The sequence below is a fragment of the Streptomyces sp. NPDC001137 genome (assembly GCF_040298885.1).
Lineage (GTDB): Bacteria > Actinomycetota > Actinomycetes > Streptomycetales > Streptomycetaceae > Streptomyces.
This window is the reverse complement of sequence record NZ_JBEPBA010000002.1, coordinates 39,833-58,710: the sequence shown is the minus strand read 5'-3', so window position 1 is coordinate 58,710 and position 18,878 is coordinate 39,833. Positions and strand designations below refer to the sequence as shown.

Sequence of the window (18,878 nt, the reverse complement as noted above, 5' to 3'; positions counted from 1 at the left end):
GTGGCCCGGCCGGCGGGCAGAGCGGGAGCGGCCGTTGTGCTGCGGCTGCGCGGGCCCGACGGAGCCGTGCGCACCCTGGAGCCCCAGGCCGGAAGTGACGGCCGGGCCTTGACCGTCGCGGGCAACGTGGTGCATCCCTACTACACGGTGGACAACGACCTGTCCGTCGAGGTGCAACGAACCGGATCTACCCTTGCCCGGTGACCAGCTTCGATCCGCCGGTCCAGGCGGGCAGCGCACCCCGGCCGCAGTCGCTGATGCTGAGCTTCTTCGGCATTCACGCCCTGGGCCGGGACGTTGCCCTGTCGGCGAGCAGTCTGATCGACGTGTTCGGGCAGGCCGGGATCACCGAGGACGCCGTACGGTCGACGCTGACCCGCATGGTCAAGCGCGGCCTGCTGGAACGGCACCGGCGCGGCCGTAAGACGTACTTCGGCCCGACGCCCCGCGCCATCCGCGTGCTCCAGGACGGGCACGACCGCATCTGGCGCACGGGCGCGGTCAACCGCACCTGGGACGGCACCTGGACCCTGGTCGGTTTCTCCCTCCCGGAAGCGTGGCGACGCGAGCGGCACGACCTGCGTTCCCGGCTGCTGTGGAGCGGTTTCGGTCCGCTGCAGAACGGCCTGTGGGTGGCGCCCGGCACGGTGGACGTGCCCGGGGTCGTCGCCGGGCTGGACCTCGACCCGTATCTGCGCGTCTTCCAGTCAGCCGCGGCCGTCGCCCCGACCGACGCCCGGACGATCCTGCACACGGCGTTCGACGTGGAGTCCGTCGCCAAGGGATACGAGGCGTTCCTGGCCCGCTGGAGCACGGACGCCGACGAGCCGGCGGACGCCCTCGTACGGCAGCTGCTGCTGCACACCGACTGGCTGGACCAGGTCCGCCAGGATCCCCATCTGCCCGCGGATCACCTGCCCGAGGACTGGCCGGCGGCCCGCGCGGAGGAGCGTTTCCACGAGCTGGCGCGCCGCTGCGAGGAGCCGGCCCGTCAGGCGGCCTCGAGCGCTCTGGACGTGATCGCGGTGGCCGTCCCGTAGGACGGCCCGAGCATCCGGTGGCACCTGCCGGGCACAGCCATGTCCACGGTTACTGGGCAATCTATTGACCGCCGTCGAAAAACTGCCCTACATTCATCGCGTTCTCGGGGTCCCCACATCGCTCGAAGCCGCCCAGCCGCTCAAAGGGGAGCATTCGTGTCCACCGAAACGCGCACCCAAACCGGCGCCACCGCCGCCTCGCAACCATCCGGCGGCCTGCCCGTCGGCACTCTGATCGCCGGCTGTTTCGCGGTCTGTCTGGCACAGATCGCCCTGGCCATGCCGGCCACGCTGAACGGGCTCTTCCAGGAGGACCTGCACCCCGTCGGTTCGCAACTGACCTGGATCTCGGATGCGTTCCTGCTGCCCGTCTCCGTACTGGAGCTGACCTTCGGCGTCCTCGGTGACCTCTTCGGCCGCAAGCGGCTGCTGGTCGGCGGCGGTGCGCTGCTGGTGGTCGGCGAGGCACTGGCCGCCGCCAGTACCGGCATCCACATGCTCTGGGTGGGCCAGGCCATCGCCGGTCTGGGCGCGGCGGCGCTGTTCCCGACCTCGCTCGCGATGATCGCCGCCGGAACCCACTCGGCCAAGGACCGCGCCCGCACCATCACGATCTGGGCGGCGGCCCTGTCCAGCGGCGGTTTCGTCGCCCCCGTCCTGGGCGGCATCACCGGCAACTACGGCTCCTGGCGGTGGGCGTTCATCGTCGTGACGGGTCTGGCCCTGATCAGCACCGTGCTCAGCCAGCTGCTGGCACACAACTCCAGTGCACCGGAAGGCCGTTCACTCGACCTGGCCGGCCAGATCACCATCGGCATCGGCATGTTCGCCCTGCTCTACGCGGTGATCCAGGGCCCGGCGGACGGCTGGAGTGCGACGCCGGTGGTGATCGCATACGTGGTCGCCGCGGTGTTCATCGGCCTGTTCATCGTGGCCGAAAGCCGGGCCGCCTCCCCGCTGCTCCGGCTCGATCTGTTCAAGAACCGGGCGTTCGCGGTGGCGTCGTTCGTCGCCGTGGTCGGCATGTTCAGCTACCTCGGCACCGCCTACGCGACCAGCATCCGGCTCGGGCCGATCCAGCACCAGAGCCCGCTGCGCGGCTCGTTCGCCTTCATCCTGCTCAACGCCTGGACGCTGCTGCTGATGCCGCTGATCTCCCGGCTCCTCGAGAAGGTCAGCCCTCGCTGGGTGCTCGGTGCCGGTCTCGGGCTGATGGCGACGGGAGACTTCATCGCCGCCACCCTCTCGGTCCACGACCGCGCCCTGACCTCTCTCATCCTCCCCATCGGCCTGGTCGGCATCGGCTTCGCACTGACGGTCTCCTCGATCACGGCGACGGCCGTCAATACGGTGGAGGTCCACTACGCGGGCATGGCCAGCGCATCGACCAGCCTGCTGCGCGACTTCGGCTTCACTCTCGGCCCGGCGGTCATCGGCGCGATCGCGCTGAGCCACGCGGCAACCGAGTTCACCTCGAAGCTGGCCGCCTCCCCGCTGTCCGCCGAGGTCAAGGCGGCGGCAGGGCAGGTGGCGGCGGAGGGCGGCCCGCTCGCCTCCAACTCCGTACCGCCGTCCTCCCCGCCGGGAGGCGCGGTCCCCCTCGCCCTGGAAGCCCTCGGCAACGGGTACGCCATCGGCTATGTCATCTGCGGCATCTCGGCCCTGGCCTGCTGCCTCCTCAGCGTGATCGCGCTGCGCGGGAAGGGCGACAAGGACGCGACGGTCGGCATCACGGAGGAGGAGCCCGCGGCCGCCTGACCGGCCTTCAGGTCCCCCGACGAGAGGGCGCCGGTCCATCGGGCCGGCGTCCTCTCGTCACCGCACTGTCACAGAAGATCCACACGTGTCACAGCTGATCCACAGCGGAAACCCCCGGTGAGGCAGTCGTGTCTCCATGGTCGGGCGCCGGCGAAGGACCGGGCCCGCACCATCCGAACTCGGGGGACTCCATGCAGTACGTGAACGGCATCCGCAAGGCCGCGCCGGCGATCGCCGCCCTTCTGGCCGCCCTGTCGGTGACCGCGTGTCAGGCCGACGGCTCCAAGGCGGGGGCCGAAACGTCGTCTCAGGCGCCGAGCAGCGCGCCGTCCGCTTCCACCACCACCCCGGCCGCGACGACCCAGGAGCCCTCCCCCACGCCCACCTCGAAGGCCCCGACGGCGACCGCATCCCCCATATCCGGGTCCGGTTCCACCGGTACGGCCGTGAAGGCGTGCGCGGCCACCGCCCTGAAGGTGACCGCGCACCAGGCCGCCGACCGCCCGGTGGGCACCGGAACCGGAGCGGCGGTGGTCGAGTTCACCAATGCCTCCGCCCGGCCGTGCATCCTGCAGGGCCACCCCACCGTGGCCGGCGCGGGCAACGGTTCCCCCGAGCACAACGCCCCGCTGAAGGTGACGCCCTCCGGGACCGCCACGCCGGTCAAGCTGGCACCGGGCGCCAAGGCCTGGCTGAAGCTGACCTTCGTCCAGGTCCAGGGCGAGGCGGACGGCTACTGCAAGTCCGGCGCCAAGCCGGTCACCTACCCGACGATGGTGGTCGGCCTGCCGGGCTCCGGGGCACACCAGGTCGCCCTGGACGACGGTGTCCTCGCCGAGTGCGACAACACGGTGACCGCCACTGCCGTGGCAGCCGCCTAGTCCTGGGCCCCCACAGGACGGTATCCGGGCCCCACAGGACATTTTCACCATGGACACCGAAGGGGTTCTCCTTCTCCTCAATTCTGTCCGCCCGTCCTGATTTATTGGCTGGTCGGTCATGGGATCCGTGACCGGCCAGCCCGCAGGACCGAGATCACCACGGAGAAGGACCAGACTGTGACACCCCACCCGACCGGAAACGATCACCTACCGGTGTACGAAAGCCTGCTGCGTGAGCGCGGCGACGTCGTGGCGGAAGCCCGCGTGGCCGCGGAGCAGATGCAGCACCAGGCACCGCAGGCGCCCGGCAGCAACGACTGGGACCCGTCGGACTTCGGCCCGCAGTCCGGTCCTCAGTGAGGGAGGGGCCTTTCCACTGAAGGAGAGGCTTCCTCTCGTACGCCGCCCCGCCGGAATGTTCGATCACCCGGCCCTCTTCCCCGTAGGCTCAACACCATTGACCTGCAAGGGGATTGACGGCAGCCGTGCCGAGCACGCGCCGGAGGGGCAGGAACATGACGCACGACGGGCTGATCCGGCCGTTGCCGGAGCTGCTGAAGGCACACGCGCGGGAGGCACCGTCACGTGTGGCGTTCGCCGACGACCTGCGCGCCGTCACCTACGCGGAGTTGGAGCGGCGCACCGGCCGGCTTGCCGCCCACCTCGCCCGGACCGGCCTTCGGCGGGGCGAGCGGGTCGCGATCTGTCTGGGCAACTGTGTCGAGACGGTGGAGAGTGTGCTGGCCGTCGTCAGGGCGGGGGCGGTCGGCGTACCGCTCAATCCCCGGTCCTCCGACGCGGAACTCGCCCACTTCCTCGAGGACAGCGGCGCCTCGGTCCTCGTCACCGACCCCGCGCACCTGGCACGACTGCACCGCCCGGGTCCCGGACAACGTCGTCCGCGCATCCTGCTGACCGGCCCGGGACCCCTCCCCGAGGACGCCCCTGACGGCACGGTCCTCTTCGACGCCGTCGCCTCGGCCCCCTCCCCCGCCGGGCCGCCCCGGGACGACCTCGGCCTCGACGAGCCCGCCTGGATGCTCTACACCTCCGGCACCACGCACCGCCCCAAGGGCGTGCTGTCCACGCAGCGGGCCGCCCTGTGGTCGGCGGCAGCCTGTTACGCCCCGCTCTTCGGGCTCTCCTCCGCGGACCGGCTGCTGTGGCCGCTGCCGCTGTTCCACAGCTTCGGCCACTCTCTTGCCGTCCTGGGTGTCACGGCCGTCGGCGCGAGCGCCAGGATCACCGCCGAACTCCTCCCGCCGGGCGGCCTGTTGCGGGAGCTGCGCACACCGCGCGAAGAACTCGGGGGCCCCTGCACCGTCCTGGCCGGAGTGCCTGCCACCTACCACCAGTTGCTGGCCTCCGCCCGCAAGGACCCCTCCCCGGCCCCTCCGGGGCTGCGGACCTGCATCGTGGCGGGCGCCCCGAGCGCACCCGCCCTGCGCCGGGCGGTGGAGGAGCTGCTGGGGGCTCCGCTGCTCGACGCCTACGGCAGCACCGAGACCTGCGGCATGATCGCGGTGAACCGGCCGGACGGGCCGCGGGTCGACGGTTCCTGCGGTCCACCGGTGCCGGGCATGGAGGTGCGCGTCGTCGATCCCGGCTCAGGCAACGATGTCGCGGACGGCGACGAGGGCGAGCTCTGGGTCCGCGGCCCGAGCCTGATGACCGGCTACCACAACCGGCCCGAGGAGACCGAGGCCGCGCTGCGGGACGGCTGGTACCGCACCGGGGACCTCGGCCGGCGCGTCGCACACGGTCATCTCACCCTCACCGGCCGGGTCAGCGAGCTGATCATCCGCGGCGGCGAGAACATCCATCCCACGGAGATCGAACAGGCCCTGCTGCGCTGCCCCGGCGTGCGGGACGCGGTCGTGGTCGGTGTTCCGCACGACGTCCTCGGCGAGGTCCCGGTGGCCCACGTCGTCCCGGGCCCGGAGGGCTTCGACCCGCGGCAGGTCCTGGAGGCGTGCCGTTCCCGGCTGGCCGCCTACAAGCTGCCCGTGGAGATCCGCGAGATCGCGGCGGTTCCCCGCACGGCGTCCGGCAAGATCGCCCGCCACGCGGTCGTCACGGGAGCGGCCCGGCCCACCCCGTCCTCCCCGACGGCCGCCGCGGGAGCCCTGCGTCAGCGGCTGCTGTCCCTGCCGCCGGAGGGGCGCGAACGGGCGCTGCGCGAGGCGGTGCTCGCGGAGATTGCCGCGGTCGGCGGCAGCGGGCCGTACGAACGGCTCGACGCTAACGGCCCGTTCACCGGCCTCGGCCTGACCTCCGTGGGCGCCGTGACACTGGTCGACCGGCTCGGCGAGGCGACCGGGCTGCGGCTGCCCTCGACGCTGGTCTTCGACCACCCCACACCGGCCGCGCTGGCCCGGCACCTGCACACCACCCTCTTCCCCCCGGTGACCGCCGATCGGCCGCCCTCCGCCGTGCACGCGAGCGCAGACGATCCAGTGGTGATCGTCGCCATGGGCTGCCGCCTGCCCGGCGACGTCGAATCGCCCGAGGACCTGTGGCGCCTGGTGTCGGAGGGCAGGGACGCGACCTCGGATTTCCCGGCCGACCGGGGCTGGGACCTGGCCACCCTCTACGATCCCGACCCGGAACGGATCGGCACCTCGTACACCCGCAGGGGCGGATTCCTGCACCGGGCCGCGGAGTTCGACGCGGGTCTGTTCGGGATCTCGCCGCGCGAGGCGCTGGCCATGGATCCGCAGCAGCGACTGCTGCTGGAGACCTCGTGGGAGGTCTGGGAGCGGGCGGGCATCGACCCGGCCACGATCCGTGAGAGCGACACCGGCGTGTTCGTGGGCGTGATGCACGGCGACTACTCCGCCCGCTTCACCACCCACGAGCTGGAGGCCCATCTGGGCCTGGGCTCGGCCGGCAGCGTGGCCTCGGGCCGCATCTCGTACGTCTACGGCCTGCGCGGGCCCTCGATCACCGTCGACACCGCGTGCTCCTCCTCGCTGGTCGCGCTGCACTGGGCGGCGAAAGCGCTGCGCTCGGGGGAGTGTTCCCTTGCGCTGGCGGGCGGGGTCACGGTGATGGCGACGCCCAAGCCGTTCACGGCGTTCAGCCGCCAGCGCGGACTGGCGCCCGACGGCCGCTGCAAGTCGTTCTCGGCCGCCGCGGACGGCACCGCCTGGGCCGAGGGCGCGGGCCTGGTGCTGCTGGAGCGGCTGTCCGACGCCCGCCGCAACGGCCACCCGGTCCTGGCCGTGCTGCGCGGCTCCGCGGTCAACTCCGACGGCGCGTCCAACGGGCTGACGGCCCCCAACGGCCAGGCCCAACAGCGGCTGATCACACGGGCGTTGGCCGACGCCGGGCTCCGCGCGCAGGACGTGGACGCGGTGGAGGCGCACGGGACGGGCACCACGCTCGGCGACCCCTTGGAGGCGAGGGCGCTGCTGGCCACCTACGGCCAGGGGCGGCCGGACGACCGGCCGCCGCTGTGGCTCGGCTCGGTCAAGTCGAACCTCGGTCACACCCAGGCGGCCGCAGGAGTCGCCGGAGTCATCAAGATGGTGCAGGCCCTGCACCACGAGGAACTCCCCCGGACCCTGCACGCGCAGGCCCCGACACCGCACGTCGACTGGTCCGCCGGACGGGTGCGGCTGCTGACCGAGGCCCGCCCGTGGCCGGCGACGGACGCCGGACCGCGCCGGGCCGGTGTGTCCGCCTTCGGCATCGGAGGCACCAATGCGCATGTGATCCTGGAGGAGCCCGAGCGCTCCGCGCCAGGTTCCAGGATTGGTCGTCGGTCGTCTGCCGATACGTCGTCGCCGGTCGCGCCCCACGGCGGAGCCGCACACGAAAGCAGCCCCACGCCCCTTCAGGGCGCCGCCGAACCGCGGGTGCCCTGGTTGCTCTCCGGCGCCGATGAGGCAGCCCTGCGGGCCCAGGCCCGCCGCCTCTCGGACCACCTGACCGGCCGCCCCGACCTCTCCGCGGCCGACGTCGGCTTCTCCCTGGCGGTATCCAGGCCGGCGCTCGCGCACCGGACGATGGTGGCGGCCGACGACCGAGCGCGGACGCTCGCGGCCCTCGAAGCACTCGCCGAGGACGGCGACGGCTTCGGCTCGATGCGGGCCGTCGCGGACCCGGGCCTGCGCACGGCCTTCCTGTTCACCGGGCAGGGAGCCCAACGCGTGCGGATGGGCGCCGAGTTGCGCGCCGCGTTCCCCGTCTTCGCCACCGCCTTCGACGAGGTCTGCCGGGAGCTCGACGACCGTCTCGAAGTGCCGCTGGGGCAGGTGCTGTCCGCGGAGCGGGCCTCGCCCGAGGCGGCGGCCCTGCTCGACCGTACGGACTTCACCCAGGCCGGTCTGTTCGCCTTCGAGGTGGCGTTGTTCCGGCTGTTGGAGTCCTGGGGTGTACGGGCCGACTTCCTGACCGGGCACTCCGTCGGAGAACTGGCGGCCGCCCACGTCGCAGGGGTACTGGATCTGCCCGACGCGGCAGAACTGGTGGCTGCCCGCGGCCGGTTGATGCAGGCCCTGCCCGCCGGCGGGGCGATGGTGTCCCTGCACGCGACGGAGGAGGAAGTCCTCTCCGCGCTCCAGAGCGTCGGCGACCAGGTGGCCATCGCCTCCCTCAACGGGCCGCGCTCGGTGGTGATCTCCGGCGTACGGGAGACGGTGCTCGCCGTCGCGGCCGGGTTCGAGGCGCGCGGCCGCAGGACCGTACGTCTGCGGGTCGCCCACGCCTTCCACTCACCGCTGGTGGAGCCGATGCTCGACGACTTCCGCCGAGTCGCCGAGGCACTGGCCTTCCGGCCGCCACGGATACCGGTGGTCTCGGCGGTGACCGGCCGCCCGGCCGGGGACGCGGAGCTGTGTTCCCCGGAGTACTGGGTACGGCACGCCCGCCGGCCGGTGCGGTTCGCCGACGCCCTGCACTGGCTCGGGCACCACGGTGTCTCGGCGTTCCTGGAGATCGGCCCCGGCCCCGCGCTCACGGCGGCGGCCGAGGAGTGCCTCACCGGTCAGGACGGCGACGTGCCGTTGTGCGTCACCGCCACCCGCGGCGGCGAAGACGAGCCCCGGACCCTCCTGACCGCCGTGGCCCGCCTCCATGTGCGCGGGGCGCGGGTCGACTGGACCGCGGCGCTCGCGGAGTGCGGGGCCCGGCGGGTGGACCTGCCGACATACGCCTTCCAGCGCCGTCGCTACTGGCTGGACGCGCCGCGCACCCCGGCCCCCGCGGCGGGCACCCGCGAACACGCGCTGCTGGGCCCGGCGTTCACGGTCCCGGACACCGGGCGCACGGTGTTCTCCGGCCGGCTCTGCCCCACCACGCACCCCTGGCTCACCGACCATGCGATCGCCGGAGCGGTCCTCGTCCCCGCGACGGCATTCGTGGAACTGGCCGTACAGGCGGGCCACGAAGTCGGCTGCGGGGCCCTTGACGAACTCCTCGTCGTGGCCCCGCTCACCCTCGCCCCGGACGTCGGGGTGCACGTCCAACTCGTCGTGGACGAGCCGGACGGCTCCGCCCGACGGCCGTTCGAGGTCTACGCCCGCCCCGACGTGGACGCGGAGCCCGCCTGGACCCGACACGCCACCGGTCTGCTCGGCCCGGCCCCCGGGGAGTCTCCGCCGCCGGACCCGGAACTCGGGGCGTGGCCCCCGGAAGGCGCCGTCGAGGTCGACCTCACGGACGCCTACGACGGTCTCGCCGAGGACGGCCTCACCTACGGGCCGGCCTTCCGGGGCGTACGGTCGGTGTGGCGGCGGGGGGACGTCCTGTTCGCGGAAGTACGGCTGCCAGAAGGTGAGTTGACGGGCGCCGACCGCTTCGGCATCCATCCGGCTCTGCTGGACGCGGCACTGCACGCACCGCTGCTGACAGGATCCACGGCCGGGGCTCTGCGGGTCCCCTTCGCGTGGACCGGCGTGCGGCTGTATGCGGTGGGGGCGTCGGAGATACGCGTACGCATCGCCCCGACCGGAGCGGATGCGCTCTCGGTGACGCTCGCCGACCCGGCGGGCCGCCCTGTGGTCCGCGTGGATTCCCTCGTGACCCGGAAGCTCCCCGTCCCGACGGCCGAACGCGACGTGGTGCGGGATGCCTTGTGGCGCCCCGACTGGACTCCCGCGGAACCGTCCGGCGGCGAACGGGACGTCACGGCACGGTGGGCGGTGCTCGGCCCGGACGAGCTGGACCTGTGCGCGTTGCTCCCGGACCTCGTGGACACCGCCGTGGACGAACCGGACACCCTGGTCCTCACGGCGCTCGGCCCGGAGCCGGACCCGCTGCCCGCCGTGCACGCGCTGACGGCCAAGGTGCTGCGCACACTGCAGGACTGGCAGGACGACCCGCGCACGGCGGGCTCGCGTCTGGTGGTGCTGACGCGGAACGCAACCGCACCGGACCCCGACCTGGCCGGTGCCGCCGTGTGGGGGCTGGTGCGCACGGCCCAGTCCGAGGTACCCGGGCGTGTCGTCCTCGTCGACGTGGACGGACGACCCGAGTCGCTACGGCTCCTGCCGGCAGCCGTGGCCACCGGACAGCCACAACTGTCCATCCGTTCCGGCCAGTTGAACGTGCCGCGACTGGTTCGCGCCGAGGACACCGCAACCGCCGACGTCTCTCTCGGGGCGGGCACGGTCCTGATCACCGGCGGCACCGGCGCTCTGGGTGCGGAGCTCGCCCGCCATCTCATCACCTCGTACGGCGTACGACACCTGCTGCTCACCGGGCGCCGGGGCCCGCAGGCGCCGGGCGCCGGGGAACTGCGCGCGGCGCTGGAGGAGTTGGGCGCCGAGGTGCGGATCGTGGCCTGCGACGCCGCCGATCGTGCCGCGCTGGCCGAGGTGATCGACAGCTGTGTGCCCGCGCCGACCGCCGTGGTGCATGCCGCCGGGGTGCTGGACGACGGGGTGCTGACCGCGCTGACCCCCGAGCGGATGGCCGCGGTGCTGCGGCCGAAGGCGGATGCGGCCTGGCATCTGCACGAGTTGACGCGCGACCTGGACCTGTCGGCGTTCGTCCTGTTCTCCTCGGTGTCCGGTCTGCTGGGTCGCGCGGGCCAGGGCAACTACGCGGCGGCGAACTCCTTCCTGGACGCCCTGGCAGATCACCGCTCCCGACTCGGACTGCCGGCGGTGTCCTTGGCGTGGGGGCCGTGGGAGGCAGCGGGGGGTATGGCCGGGACACAGCAGCGGGAGATGGGCGCGCTCCGGCCGTTGTCCACGGCGCGGGGTCTGGCCCTGTTCGACGCGGCGCTCCGCGACGGCGGGCCCGTGCTGGCGCCCGTTCTGCTGGACCGGGCGGGCCTCCGTGCGGTCCAAGGGCCGCTGCCGCCGCTCCTGCACGGGCTGGTGCGCCCTCGTACGCCGGCCGTCGAGAAGGCCCGCCCGGGTTCCGAGCAGCCGTGGGAGCCGGGAGCGTGGCGTCGGGTGCTGGCCCGGCTTCCCGCCGGACAACGCGAGGACAGGCTCACGGAGCTGATGAGCGCCGACGTCGCGGCGGTGCTCGGACACCCGGACGCCGACGCGCTGCCGACCGGCAGGTCCTTCGCGGAGCTGGGCTTCGACTCGCTGATGGCGGTGCAGGTCCGCAACCGGCTGAGCATGGCGCTGCGGTTGCGTCTTTCGGCCGCCGTGCTGTTCGAGCATCCGACGGCTCAGGGGCTGGCCCGGCACATCCTCGGCCTGCTGGAGGACGACCTGCCTGCGACGGCACCCGACACCGCCGGTCCACGTCCCGCTCAGACGCTGTCCTCGCTCTACCGGCGGGTCTGCGAGGCCGGACAGGTGGTCGCCGCGATGCAGATGCTGGTCACGGCGTCCTGGGCGGTTCCGACGTTCGACGCGGCCGAGAGCCGGCAGCACTCGATCCCGCCGGTGCGACGCGCCACCGGTGGCGGGACCGGCGGTCCGGTGCTCGTGTTCTTCACCGGCACCCACCCGACGTCCGCCGCGCCGGGCGGGGAGTTCGCTCGCTTCCACGGGTGCTTTCAGGGGGAGCTTGACGTCCTGGAGTTCCCGCACCCGGGCATCGGTGCGGGCAGCGCGGTGCCGGCCGACCGCGAGACCCTGGCCCGCACCCACGCCGAGTCGGTGCTGCGGCAGGTGGGCGGCAGGCCCTTCGTGGTCGTCGGCGTCAGCACCGGGGGTGCCGTGGCACATGCCGTGACCCGGCGGCTCGAAGCGCTGGGGGCGGCTCCTGTGGGGCAAGTGCTGCTGGACACCTATCTCGTCAACGACGGCAACAGCGACAAGGACTGGCTGCTGTCCCTGCCCGCGGTGATCGCGCCACGACTGGGCGGCACCGAGTTTCCCGGGGACGAGGACGCCGGCGTCGCGGCCCTGGGGGCGTACACCCGCATGTTCCTGGGCTGGGACCCGGAACCGGTCGACACCCCGACCCTGCTGGTGCGGGCAACCCGGCCCACGCCCGAGATGGCGGCGAGCGCGGGCCCCGAGGAGTGGCGGACGACCTGGCCGCTGCCGCACACCCGGGTCGACGTGCCCGGCGACCACTTCTCGTTCATGCAGGAGCACGCTCCGACCACCGTGGCGGCCGTCCGCGCATGGCTCGACTCCCTGGGAGAAACACCGTGACTGTTGCACAACACCCGAGTAAGCCTGGGCCGGTTGAGGAATTCGACGTGATCGTGGTGGGCGGTGGTCCGGCCGGAGCCACCGCCGCCACGGCCGTCGCCCTGCGCGGCCACCGCGTCCTGCTCCTGGAACAACAGACCTTCCCCCGCTACCAGATCGGCGAGTCGCTGCTGCCGTCCACCGTGCACGGTGTCTGCCGCATCCTGGGCGTCGAGGACGAGGTCGCACGGGCGGGCTTCAAGCTGAAGCGCGGCGGGACGTTCCGGTGGGGCCGCAACCGGGATCCGTGGCAGTTCTCCTTCGCCCTGTCCCCCCGGCTGGCCGACCCGACCTCGTTCGCCTACCAGGTCGAGCGGTCCCGCTTCGACGCGATCCTGCTGGCGGGCGCCCGCCGGGTCGGCGTCGACGTACGGGAGGACTCCCGCGTCAAGGGCGTGCTCGCCGACGAGGAGCGGGTGCGGGGCGTCAGCTGGAGCGGCCCCGGCGGCGAGCTCCGCGAGGCCCGGGCCCGCTATGTCGTGGACGCCTCCGGCAACGGCAGCCGCATCCACACCGAGGTCGGCGGCAGCCGGACGTACTCCGACTTCTTCCGCAACATCGCGGTGTTCGGCTACTTCGCCGGCGGCAAACGGCTCCCGAAGCCCAACGACGGCAACATCTTCTGCGCCGCCTTCGACGAGGGCTGGATCTGGTACATCCCGCTCCGCGACGACCTCACGAGCGTGGGGGCGGTGGTGAGCCGGGAGAACGCCGCCGGGATACAGCGGGACCCGGCGGCGGCCTGGCGCCGGCTGATCGACTCCTGCCCCGAGATCCGCGACCTCCTGCAGGGGGTTCCACAGGCCACCGAGGCGCCCTACGACCAGGTCCGCGTCCGCAAGGACTGGTCGTACTGGAAGTCCCGGCTGTGGCGGCCCGGCATGGTGCTGGTCGGCGACGCGGCGTGCTTCGTCGACCCGGTGCTCTCCTCCGGCGTGCACCTCGCCACATACGGGGCCCTGCTCGCGGCCCGCTCCCTCAACAGCGGCCTGGCCGGGACGCCGGACGAGACTCGTCTGTTCGACGAGTTCGAGGCCCGCTACCGGCAGGAGTACAGCCTGTTCTACGAGTTCCTGGTCTCCTTCTACGACATGCACGAGGACGAGCGTTCGTACTTCTGGAAGGCCCGCAAGATCACCAACGTGGGCGCGACGGAACTGGAGGCGTTCGTCGAGCTGGTGGGCGGTCTGGCCTCCGGCGACGCCGGCTTCGCGGGGCTCGGGGAGGCGGGCGCCCGGCTGACGACGGCCTCCTCGGAACTCGGCACCGCGGTGGGCCGGCTGCCGGACTCCGACGGCCTGCGCAACCCGCTCTTCGAGTCCCCCACCATCCGTGAGGTGTTCCAGGAGGGTGCGGTTCTGCAGGAACGAGGCGTGTTCGGCGGCCCGTTGGAGGAGGAGACGCCCGTGCGGCCGGGCGGCCTGGTGGCTTCGGAGGACGGGCTCATGTGGGTGGATCCAGCTCGGCCACGCCCCTGAGACCCACCACTGTTCCCCTCGCCCGTGCCGCCCGAGCGTCAAGGACGCGGCTGGAAGAGGTCGTTGAGGTCCGACTGCGGGATCTGGTCGTCGGCGTAGGAGAAGGTGCCCCGGTCGGCCAGTTCGCGCGCGGCGCTCAGCAGACGGCGGTACATCGCGCGGGCGATGCTGCCGCCCACCGTGACCCGCCGTACGCCGAGTTCGCGCAGGTCGTCCATGGACAGCGTGCCGCCCGTCAGGCCCATCACCACGTTGAGCGGGCCGTCGAGTTCGCGCACCAGGATGCCGATGGTCTCGGCGTCGGCCGCGCCCGGCACGAACGCGCAGTCCGCCCCGGCCGCCAGATACGCGTTGGCCCGCCGGATGCACTCGTCGAGCGTGCCTCCGACGAGCAGCACGTCGGTCCGGCCGACCAGGACGAACGGTTCGCCGGCCGCGTCCACGGCGGCGCGCGCGGCGCGGATGCGGTCGGCGGCGAGAGCCGGGTCGTGGAGCGGCGCCTTGCGGTCGCCGGTGAAGTCCTCGATGTTGCCGCCCGCCGCACCGGCCGCGAGCGCCATGGTGATCGTGCTCGCCACGGTCTCGGGCGCCTCGCCGTATCCGTCCTCGAGGTCCGCGCTCAGCGGCACCGTCAGCTCGTCGGCGATCTCGCGGATGCGGGCCAGCATCGTCCCGCGGCCGATGCGGCCCTCCGGCTGCTCGCCGAAGAAGTCGTGGTCCGGACGGCCCAGGGAGAACGCGACTCCCGCGCTGGTGGTGGCCACGGCGGGGAAGCCGGCCGCCTCCAGGATCCGGGCACTGCCCACGTCCCACGCGTTGGGGAGCAGGAAGCAGCCCTGCCGGTGCAACTGGACGAATCGTTCCGCTCGTTCTCGGCTGTCGCTGTTCACATGACGAACCTACGAGCCGCGGGCCCGAGCCGGAACCCTCGTCCCGGGCGTGTCACTCCCGCCACTGCCCCTCAGCGAGGGCTGTCCCACCGCACATGCAGGGCAGGCGGCTTGCGGAAGACCAGGCCGTACGGGGCTGTGGGGCGGTCCGGGTCGAGACGCAGGGCGGGGAGGCGTTCGAGCAGGCGCTGGAGGGCGATGCGGGTCTCCAGGCGGGCCAGATGGGCGGCGATGCAGTGGTGCGGTCCGTGGGCGAAGGCCAGTTGGAGACGCGCGTTCTCGCGGCGGACGTCGAAACGGTCGGGGTCGGGGAAGACGGCGGGGTCGCGGTTGGCACCGGCCAGGGAGACGGTGACCAGGTCGCCCCGGCGGATGGCGGCCGGACCCAGTGCGGTGTCACATGTCGCGTAGCGGTCCACGACGGCCGCGCCGGGTTCCAGGCGCAGCGACTCCTCGATCGCACCGTCCAGCAGCTCGAAGTCGCCGAGTACGAGGGCGAGTTGGTCTGGGTGGCTCAGCAGATGCAGCAGCGCGTTGGCAATCATCGCCTCCGTGGTCTCGATGCCCCCGAACATCAGGACCGCGGCGTTGGACGCGAGCTGGGGCAGCGCGAGCCGCCCGGCGGCGGAGACCAGCAGCGAGGAACTGCCCCCGTCGGCAACGGTCTTCTCCACGGCGGTCCGCAGTTGCGCGTACGCGGCGGCTCCGGCGGGTCCCGCCTCGTGTCCGGCCGTGATGTCCGAGACGGCGCGCACGATGGCGTCGTACCAGGAGAGCACCGTGTCCGTGCCGGCACCGGCCAGCCCGAGTGCCTCGGTCACGACGGCGACCGCGAGCGGTCCGGCGAAGGAGCGTCTCAGTTCGGCGGCGCCGGCCGGTTCGAGTGCGGTGATGAGCCGGCCGGTCTCCTGCTCGATGAACGAGGCGAAGCCGTCGCGTACCTGCCGTGGGCGGAAGGGGGCGTTGAACGGCTCGCGGTGGCGGGTGTGCTGCTCCCCGTCCAGCGACAGCATGCTCGGTCCGACGACCTGCGCGGTGGAGAACCGGGGGTCGTCGACGGTGAAGGTCGCGGCGTCCCGCATCACGTGCAGCGCCAGGTCACGGCGGGTCACCAGCCAGCCGCCCAGCTCCGGCAGCCAGGACACCGGCTCGTGCGCCCGCAGCCGTGCCAGCCGGGGATGCGGGTCCCGGGCGAGTTCGTCGAGCGTCGTGGCGGCACCGAGCGGGAAGGAGTCGCTGACGCTCATCGTGCGGAACCGTTGCGCATGCCGGGAAACACACACCCTTTCGGGAGGTTCGAATACTCCTGCGGTCGTGATTATCCACCTCCCGGGCTGTGCGTTTCGCACAGGAGAGCCGGGTGAATCCCACGCACGTGAGGTGACAGACGCACGATGTCCACGCCTGCGCCTTCTGCCATCGTGGGAGGTGAGAGGCACCAGGGAGGCGGACTGAACCCTTGGAGACTCCCGTGGACAAGCGGTACGAGGTCTACTGCCTCACAGACCCCCACTTCTACGACGCACCGCATCACGGCCGGACGCGTGGCCGCTTCCGGCAGGCCGGCCGGCCGCTGCCCGATTCGTGGGCACGCGAGGAGCTCGGCGACTGGGTGGTGTGCCGTCCCACCGGCACCGTGTTCCCCCGGCAGGGCTGGAAGATCCATGTCTCGGCCTGTCCGGACAACGCGCAGTCGATCCTGGACGAGGTGTGGGACTACTGCGTCCCGCGCCGTATCGCGTTCAAGTTCCTGCCCGGCATGGACGCCCTGTTCCTCGCGAACGCGAAGTACGCGCACCGCGGCTCCAGCGGCAAGTTCGTGACCGTCTACCCCGTGGACGAGGCCGAGTGCGAGCGCATCCTCACCGAACTGGGCGGTCTGCTCGACGGGCGGCAGGGCCCGTACATCCTCAGCGACCTGCGCTGGGGGGACGGTCCGCTCTACGTCAGATACGGGGCCTTCGCCGACCGGTACTGCGTGTCGGACGACGGCGAGCTGGAGCAGGCGGTGGAGGACCCCTCCGGCCGTCTGGTGCCCGACGTGCGCGGCCCCACCTTCCAGGTTCCCGAGTGGGTGGAGCTGCCCGGCTTCCTCGAACCCCATCTCGCCGAGAGCAGGCGCACCACCGTCGCCGAACTGCCGTACCGGATCGAGAAGGCACTGCACTTCTCCAACGCCGGCGGACTGTACGCCGCGGTGGACACCCGGACGCAGGAGCGGGTCGTGCTCAAGGAGGGGCGGCCGTACGCGGGGCTCACCCCGGACGGCGCGGACGCCGTCACCCGGCTGCGGCGTGAGCGGGAGGCCCTGGAACGGCTGGCCGGGCTGCCGTTCGTGCCCGCGGTCCGCGACCACTTCGAGCTTGGCGGCCACCACTTCCTCGTGGAGGAACTCGTCGAGGCCAACGCTCTGTACAACGAGTTCGTCAAGCGCTATCCGCTCGCCGCGCTGTCCCCGGACCGCGCCGCGTTCGCCGACTACACCGACTGGGCTCTCGACATCCACCGGCAGGTGGAGGAGGCGGTCGCAGCGGTCCACGAGCGGGGCATCGTGATCGGGGACCTCCACACGGACAACATCCTGGTCCGCCCCGACGGCAGAGTGGTGCTGGTCGACTTCGAGGGCGCCATGGACGTGACGCAGGCGCGCCGCCAGGTCCTCGCCGCCCCGGGCTTCATCGCCCCGCGCGGCGCCACCGGCTTCGACATCGACCGGTACGCCCTGGCCAGTCTGCGGCTGTTCCTCTTCCTGCCGCTGACCGGGCTGATCGAACTGGACACCGGCAAGGCGGGGCAGCTCGCCAGGGAGGCCGCCCGGCTGTTCCCGGTCCCCCGCTCCTTCCTCGACGAGGCCGTACGCACCATCACCGGCGACGGCGGCATCGACGCGGGGGCGGACGACGCGCCCCGGCTGGAGCCCGACCGGGCGGGCTGGCTGCACGCCCGGCACTCGATCGCCTCGGCCGTCCTGGCCTCCGCCGCACCCGAGCGGCACGACCGGCTCTTCCCCGGCGACATCGAGCAGTTCCTGCTCCCGGGAAGCGGCCTGGGCCTCGCCCACGGCGCGGCAGGCGTGCTGTACGCGCTGGACGTGACGGGCGCGGGACGCCACCCGGACCACGAGGAGTGGCTGATCCGGCACGCGCTCGACCCGGCACCGGGCACCCGCCTCGGCTTCTACGACGGTCTGCACGGCGTCGCCCATGTCCTCGAGCACCTGGGACACCACGAGGAGGCCGCCAAGGTGCTCGACATGTGCCTGGGCGAACGGTGGGAGCCGCTGCCCCTCGACCTCAAGGGCGGCCTGTCCAGCATCGGGCTCAACCTGCTGCACTTCGCGACCACCACCGGCGACGCCACCTGCCGTGACACCGCCTGCCGGGTGGCGGAGGTCGTCGCCGACCGCCTGGGCCCCGCCGACGCCGTGGCGGAGACCAGCGGCGGCGCCCACCCCAGGGCGGGGCTGATGTTCGGGTCGTCCGGACCGGCGCTGCTGTTCCTGCGCCTGTACGAGCGCAGCAAGGACCCGGCCCTGCTCGACCTGGCCGCCACGGCGCTGCGCCAGGACCTGCGCCGCTGCGTGGTGCGCGAGGAGGGGTCGATGGAGGTGAACGAGGGCTGGCGCACCATGCCGTATCTCGCCGACGGCAGTGTGGGCATCGGAATGGTCCTTGAGGACTACCTGGCCCATCGCGCGGACGAGGAGTTCCTGGACGCCGCCGCGGCGATCCGCAAGGCGGCCAGGGCGTCCTTCTACATCGAGCCCGGGCTCTTCGACGGTCTCGCCGGGATGATCCTCCACCTCAGCCGTCCGCATCCGCCCGGCACGGCCGCCGAGCGGGACCCCCTGATCGCCGGCCATGTACGCCGACTGGCCCGCCATGCCTGTCTCCTGGACGGTCGACTGGCCTTCCCCGGCGAGCAGTTGCTGCGGCTGTCCATGGACCTGGCCACCGGCGGCGCGGGCGTTCTGCTCGCGCTGGGCGCCGCCTTCCACTCCCGGCCGGCCGGACTGCCGTTCCTGACACCCGGTCTGCCCGCTCATGACTTCCCCGTCCCCACGCGAGTACCAGAGAGGAGGTGAGGACGTGATGTCGCTCCTCGAACTGCAGGGTCTCACCATCGAGACCGAAACCGGGCACGCTCCGCCGCCGGGCAGCCGCGCGAGCAAGGGCTGTGGAGGCAGCCGCCTGAGCCTGCTGCTCTGCTAGTTCTCATC

Annotated in this window: 11 protein-coding genes; 9 read left to right on the top strand and 2 right to left on the bottom strand. The window is 72.5% G+C overall.

All coding sequences use genetic code 11. The features are described 5' to 3' along the window. The 7 genes from ABT254_RS03285 (at position 1) to ABT254_RS03255 (ending at position 13,769) form a co-directional block, all read left to right on the top strand. Positions 1 to 204 carry a hypothetical protein gene (locus ABT254_RS03285; RefSeq protein WP_351462966.1) on the top strand — a complete coding sequence of 68 codons (204 nt, stop codon included), beginning with the start codon at positions 1 to 3 and terminating at the stop codon, positions 202 to 204. Beyond that, positions 201 to 1,040 carry a PaaX family transcriptional regulator gene (locus ABT254_RS03280; RefSeq protein ID WP_351462964.1) on the top strand — a complete coding sequence of 280 codons (840 nt, stop codon included), beginning with the start codon at positions 201 to 203 and terminating at the stop codon, positions 1,038 to 1,040. The genes ABT254_RS03285 and ABT254_RS03280 overlap by 4 nt, the downstream gene beginning before the upstream one ends. Positions 1,041 to 1,196: 156 nt before the next feature. Then, on the top strand, positions 1,197 to 2,798 hold the full coding sequence (locus ABT254_RS03275; protein WP_351462962.1) for an MFS transporter: 1,602 nt from the start codon (positions 1,197 to 1,199) through the stop codon (positions 2,796 to 2,798). A gap of 191 nt (positions 2,799 to 2,989) precedes the next feature. Beyond that, positions 2,990 to 3,679, top strand: a complete 690-nt coding sequence (locus ABT254_RS03270; protein WP_351462960.1) for a DUF4232 domain-containing protein — start codon at positions 2,990 to 2,992, stop codon at positions 3,677 to 3,679. A 213-nt stretch (positions 3,680 to 3,892) separates the two neighbouring features. Continuing rightward, complete coding sequence (locus tag ABT254_RS03265; RefSeq protein WP_351462958.1) at positions 3,893 to 4,039, top strand: hypothetical protein; 147 nt, start codon at positions 3,893 to 3,895, stop codon at positions 4,037 to 4,039. A gap of 155 nt (positions 4,040 to 4,194) precedes the next feature. Then, positions 4,195 to 12,252, top strand: a complete 8,058-nt coding sequence (locus ABT254_RS03260; protein ID WP_351462956.1) for a type I polyketide synthase — start codon at positions 4,195 to 4,197, stop codon at positions 12,250 to 12,252. A 47-nt stretch (positions 12,253 to 12,299) separates the two neighbouring features. After that, positions 12,300 to 13,769 carry a tryptophan 7-halogenase gene (locus tag ABT254_RS03255; RefSeq protein WP_351462954.1) on the top strand — a complete coding sequence of 490 codons (1,470 nt, stop codon included), beginning with the start codon at positions 12,300 to 12,302 and terminating at the stop codon, positions 13,767 to 13,769. A 38-nt stretch (positions 13,770 to 13,807) separates the two neighbouring features. Here ABT254_RS03255 and ABT254_RS03250 read toward each other — a convergent pair whose 3' ends face one another. Beyond that, complete coding sequence (locus ABT254_RS03250; protein ID WP_351462952.1) at positions 13,808 to 14,659, bottom strand: isocitrate lyase/PEP mutase family protein; 852 nt, start codon at positions 14,657 to 14,659, stop codon at positions 13,808 to 13,810. Positions 14,660 to 14,730: 71 nt separating this feature from the next. After that, positions 14,731 to 15,906, bottom strand: a complete 1,176-nt coding sequence (locus ABT254_RS03245; RefSeq protein WP_351462950.1) for a cytochrome P450 — start codon at positions 15,904 to 15,906, stop codon at positions 14,731 to 14,733. 224 nt (positions 15,907 to 16,130) lie between these two features. On the opposite strand from ABT254_RS03245, the gene lanKC reads away from it, so the two are divergent. Together lanKC and ABT254_RS03235 are read left to right on the top strand one after the other, a co-directional pair. Continuing rightward, positions 16,131 to 18,743, top strand: coding sequence for a class III lanthionine synthetase LanKC (gene lanKC / locus ABT254_RS03240; protein WP_502971922.1), 2,613 nt, complete (start codon positions 16,131 to 16,133; stop codon positions 18,741 to 18,743). Positions 18,744 to 18,750: 7 nt separating this feature from the next. Further along, positions 18,751 to 18,870, top strand: a complete 120-nt coding sequence (locus ABT254_RS03235) for a SapB/AmfS family lanthipeptide (protein ID WP_099926849.1) — start codon at positions 18,751 to 18,753, stop codon at positions 18,868 to 18,870. The last annotated feature ends 8 nt before the right edge of the window (positions 18,871 to 18,878 follow it).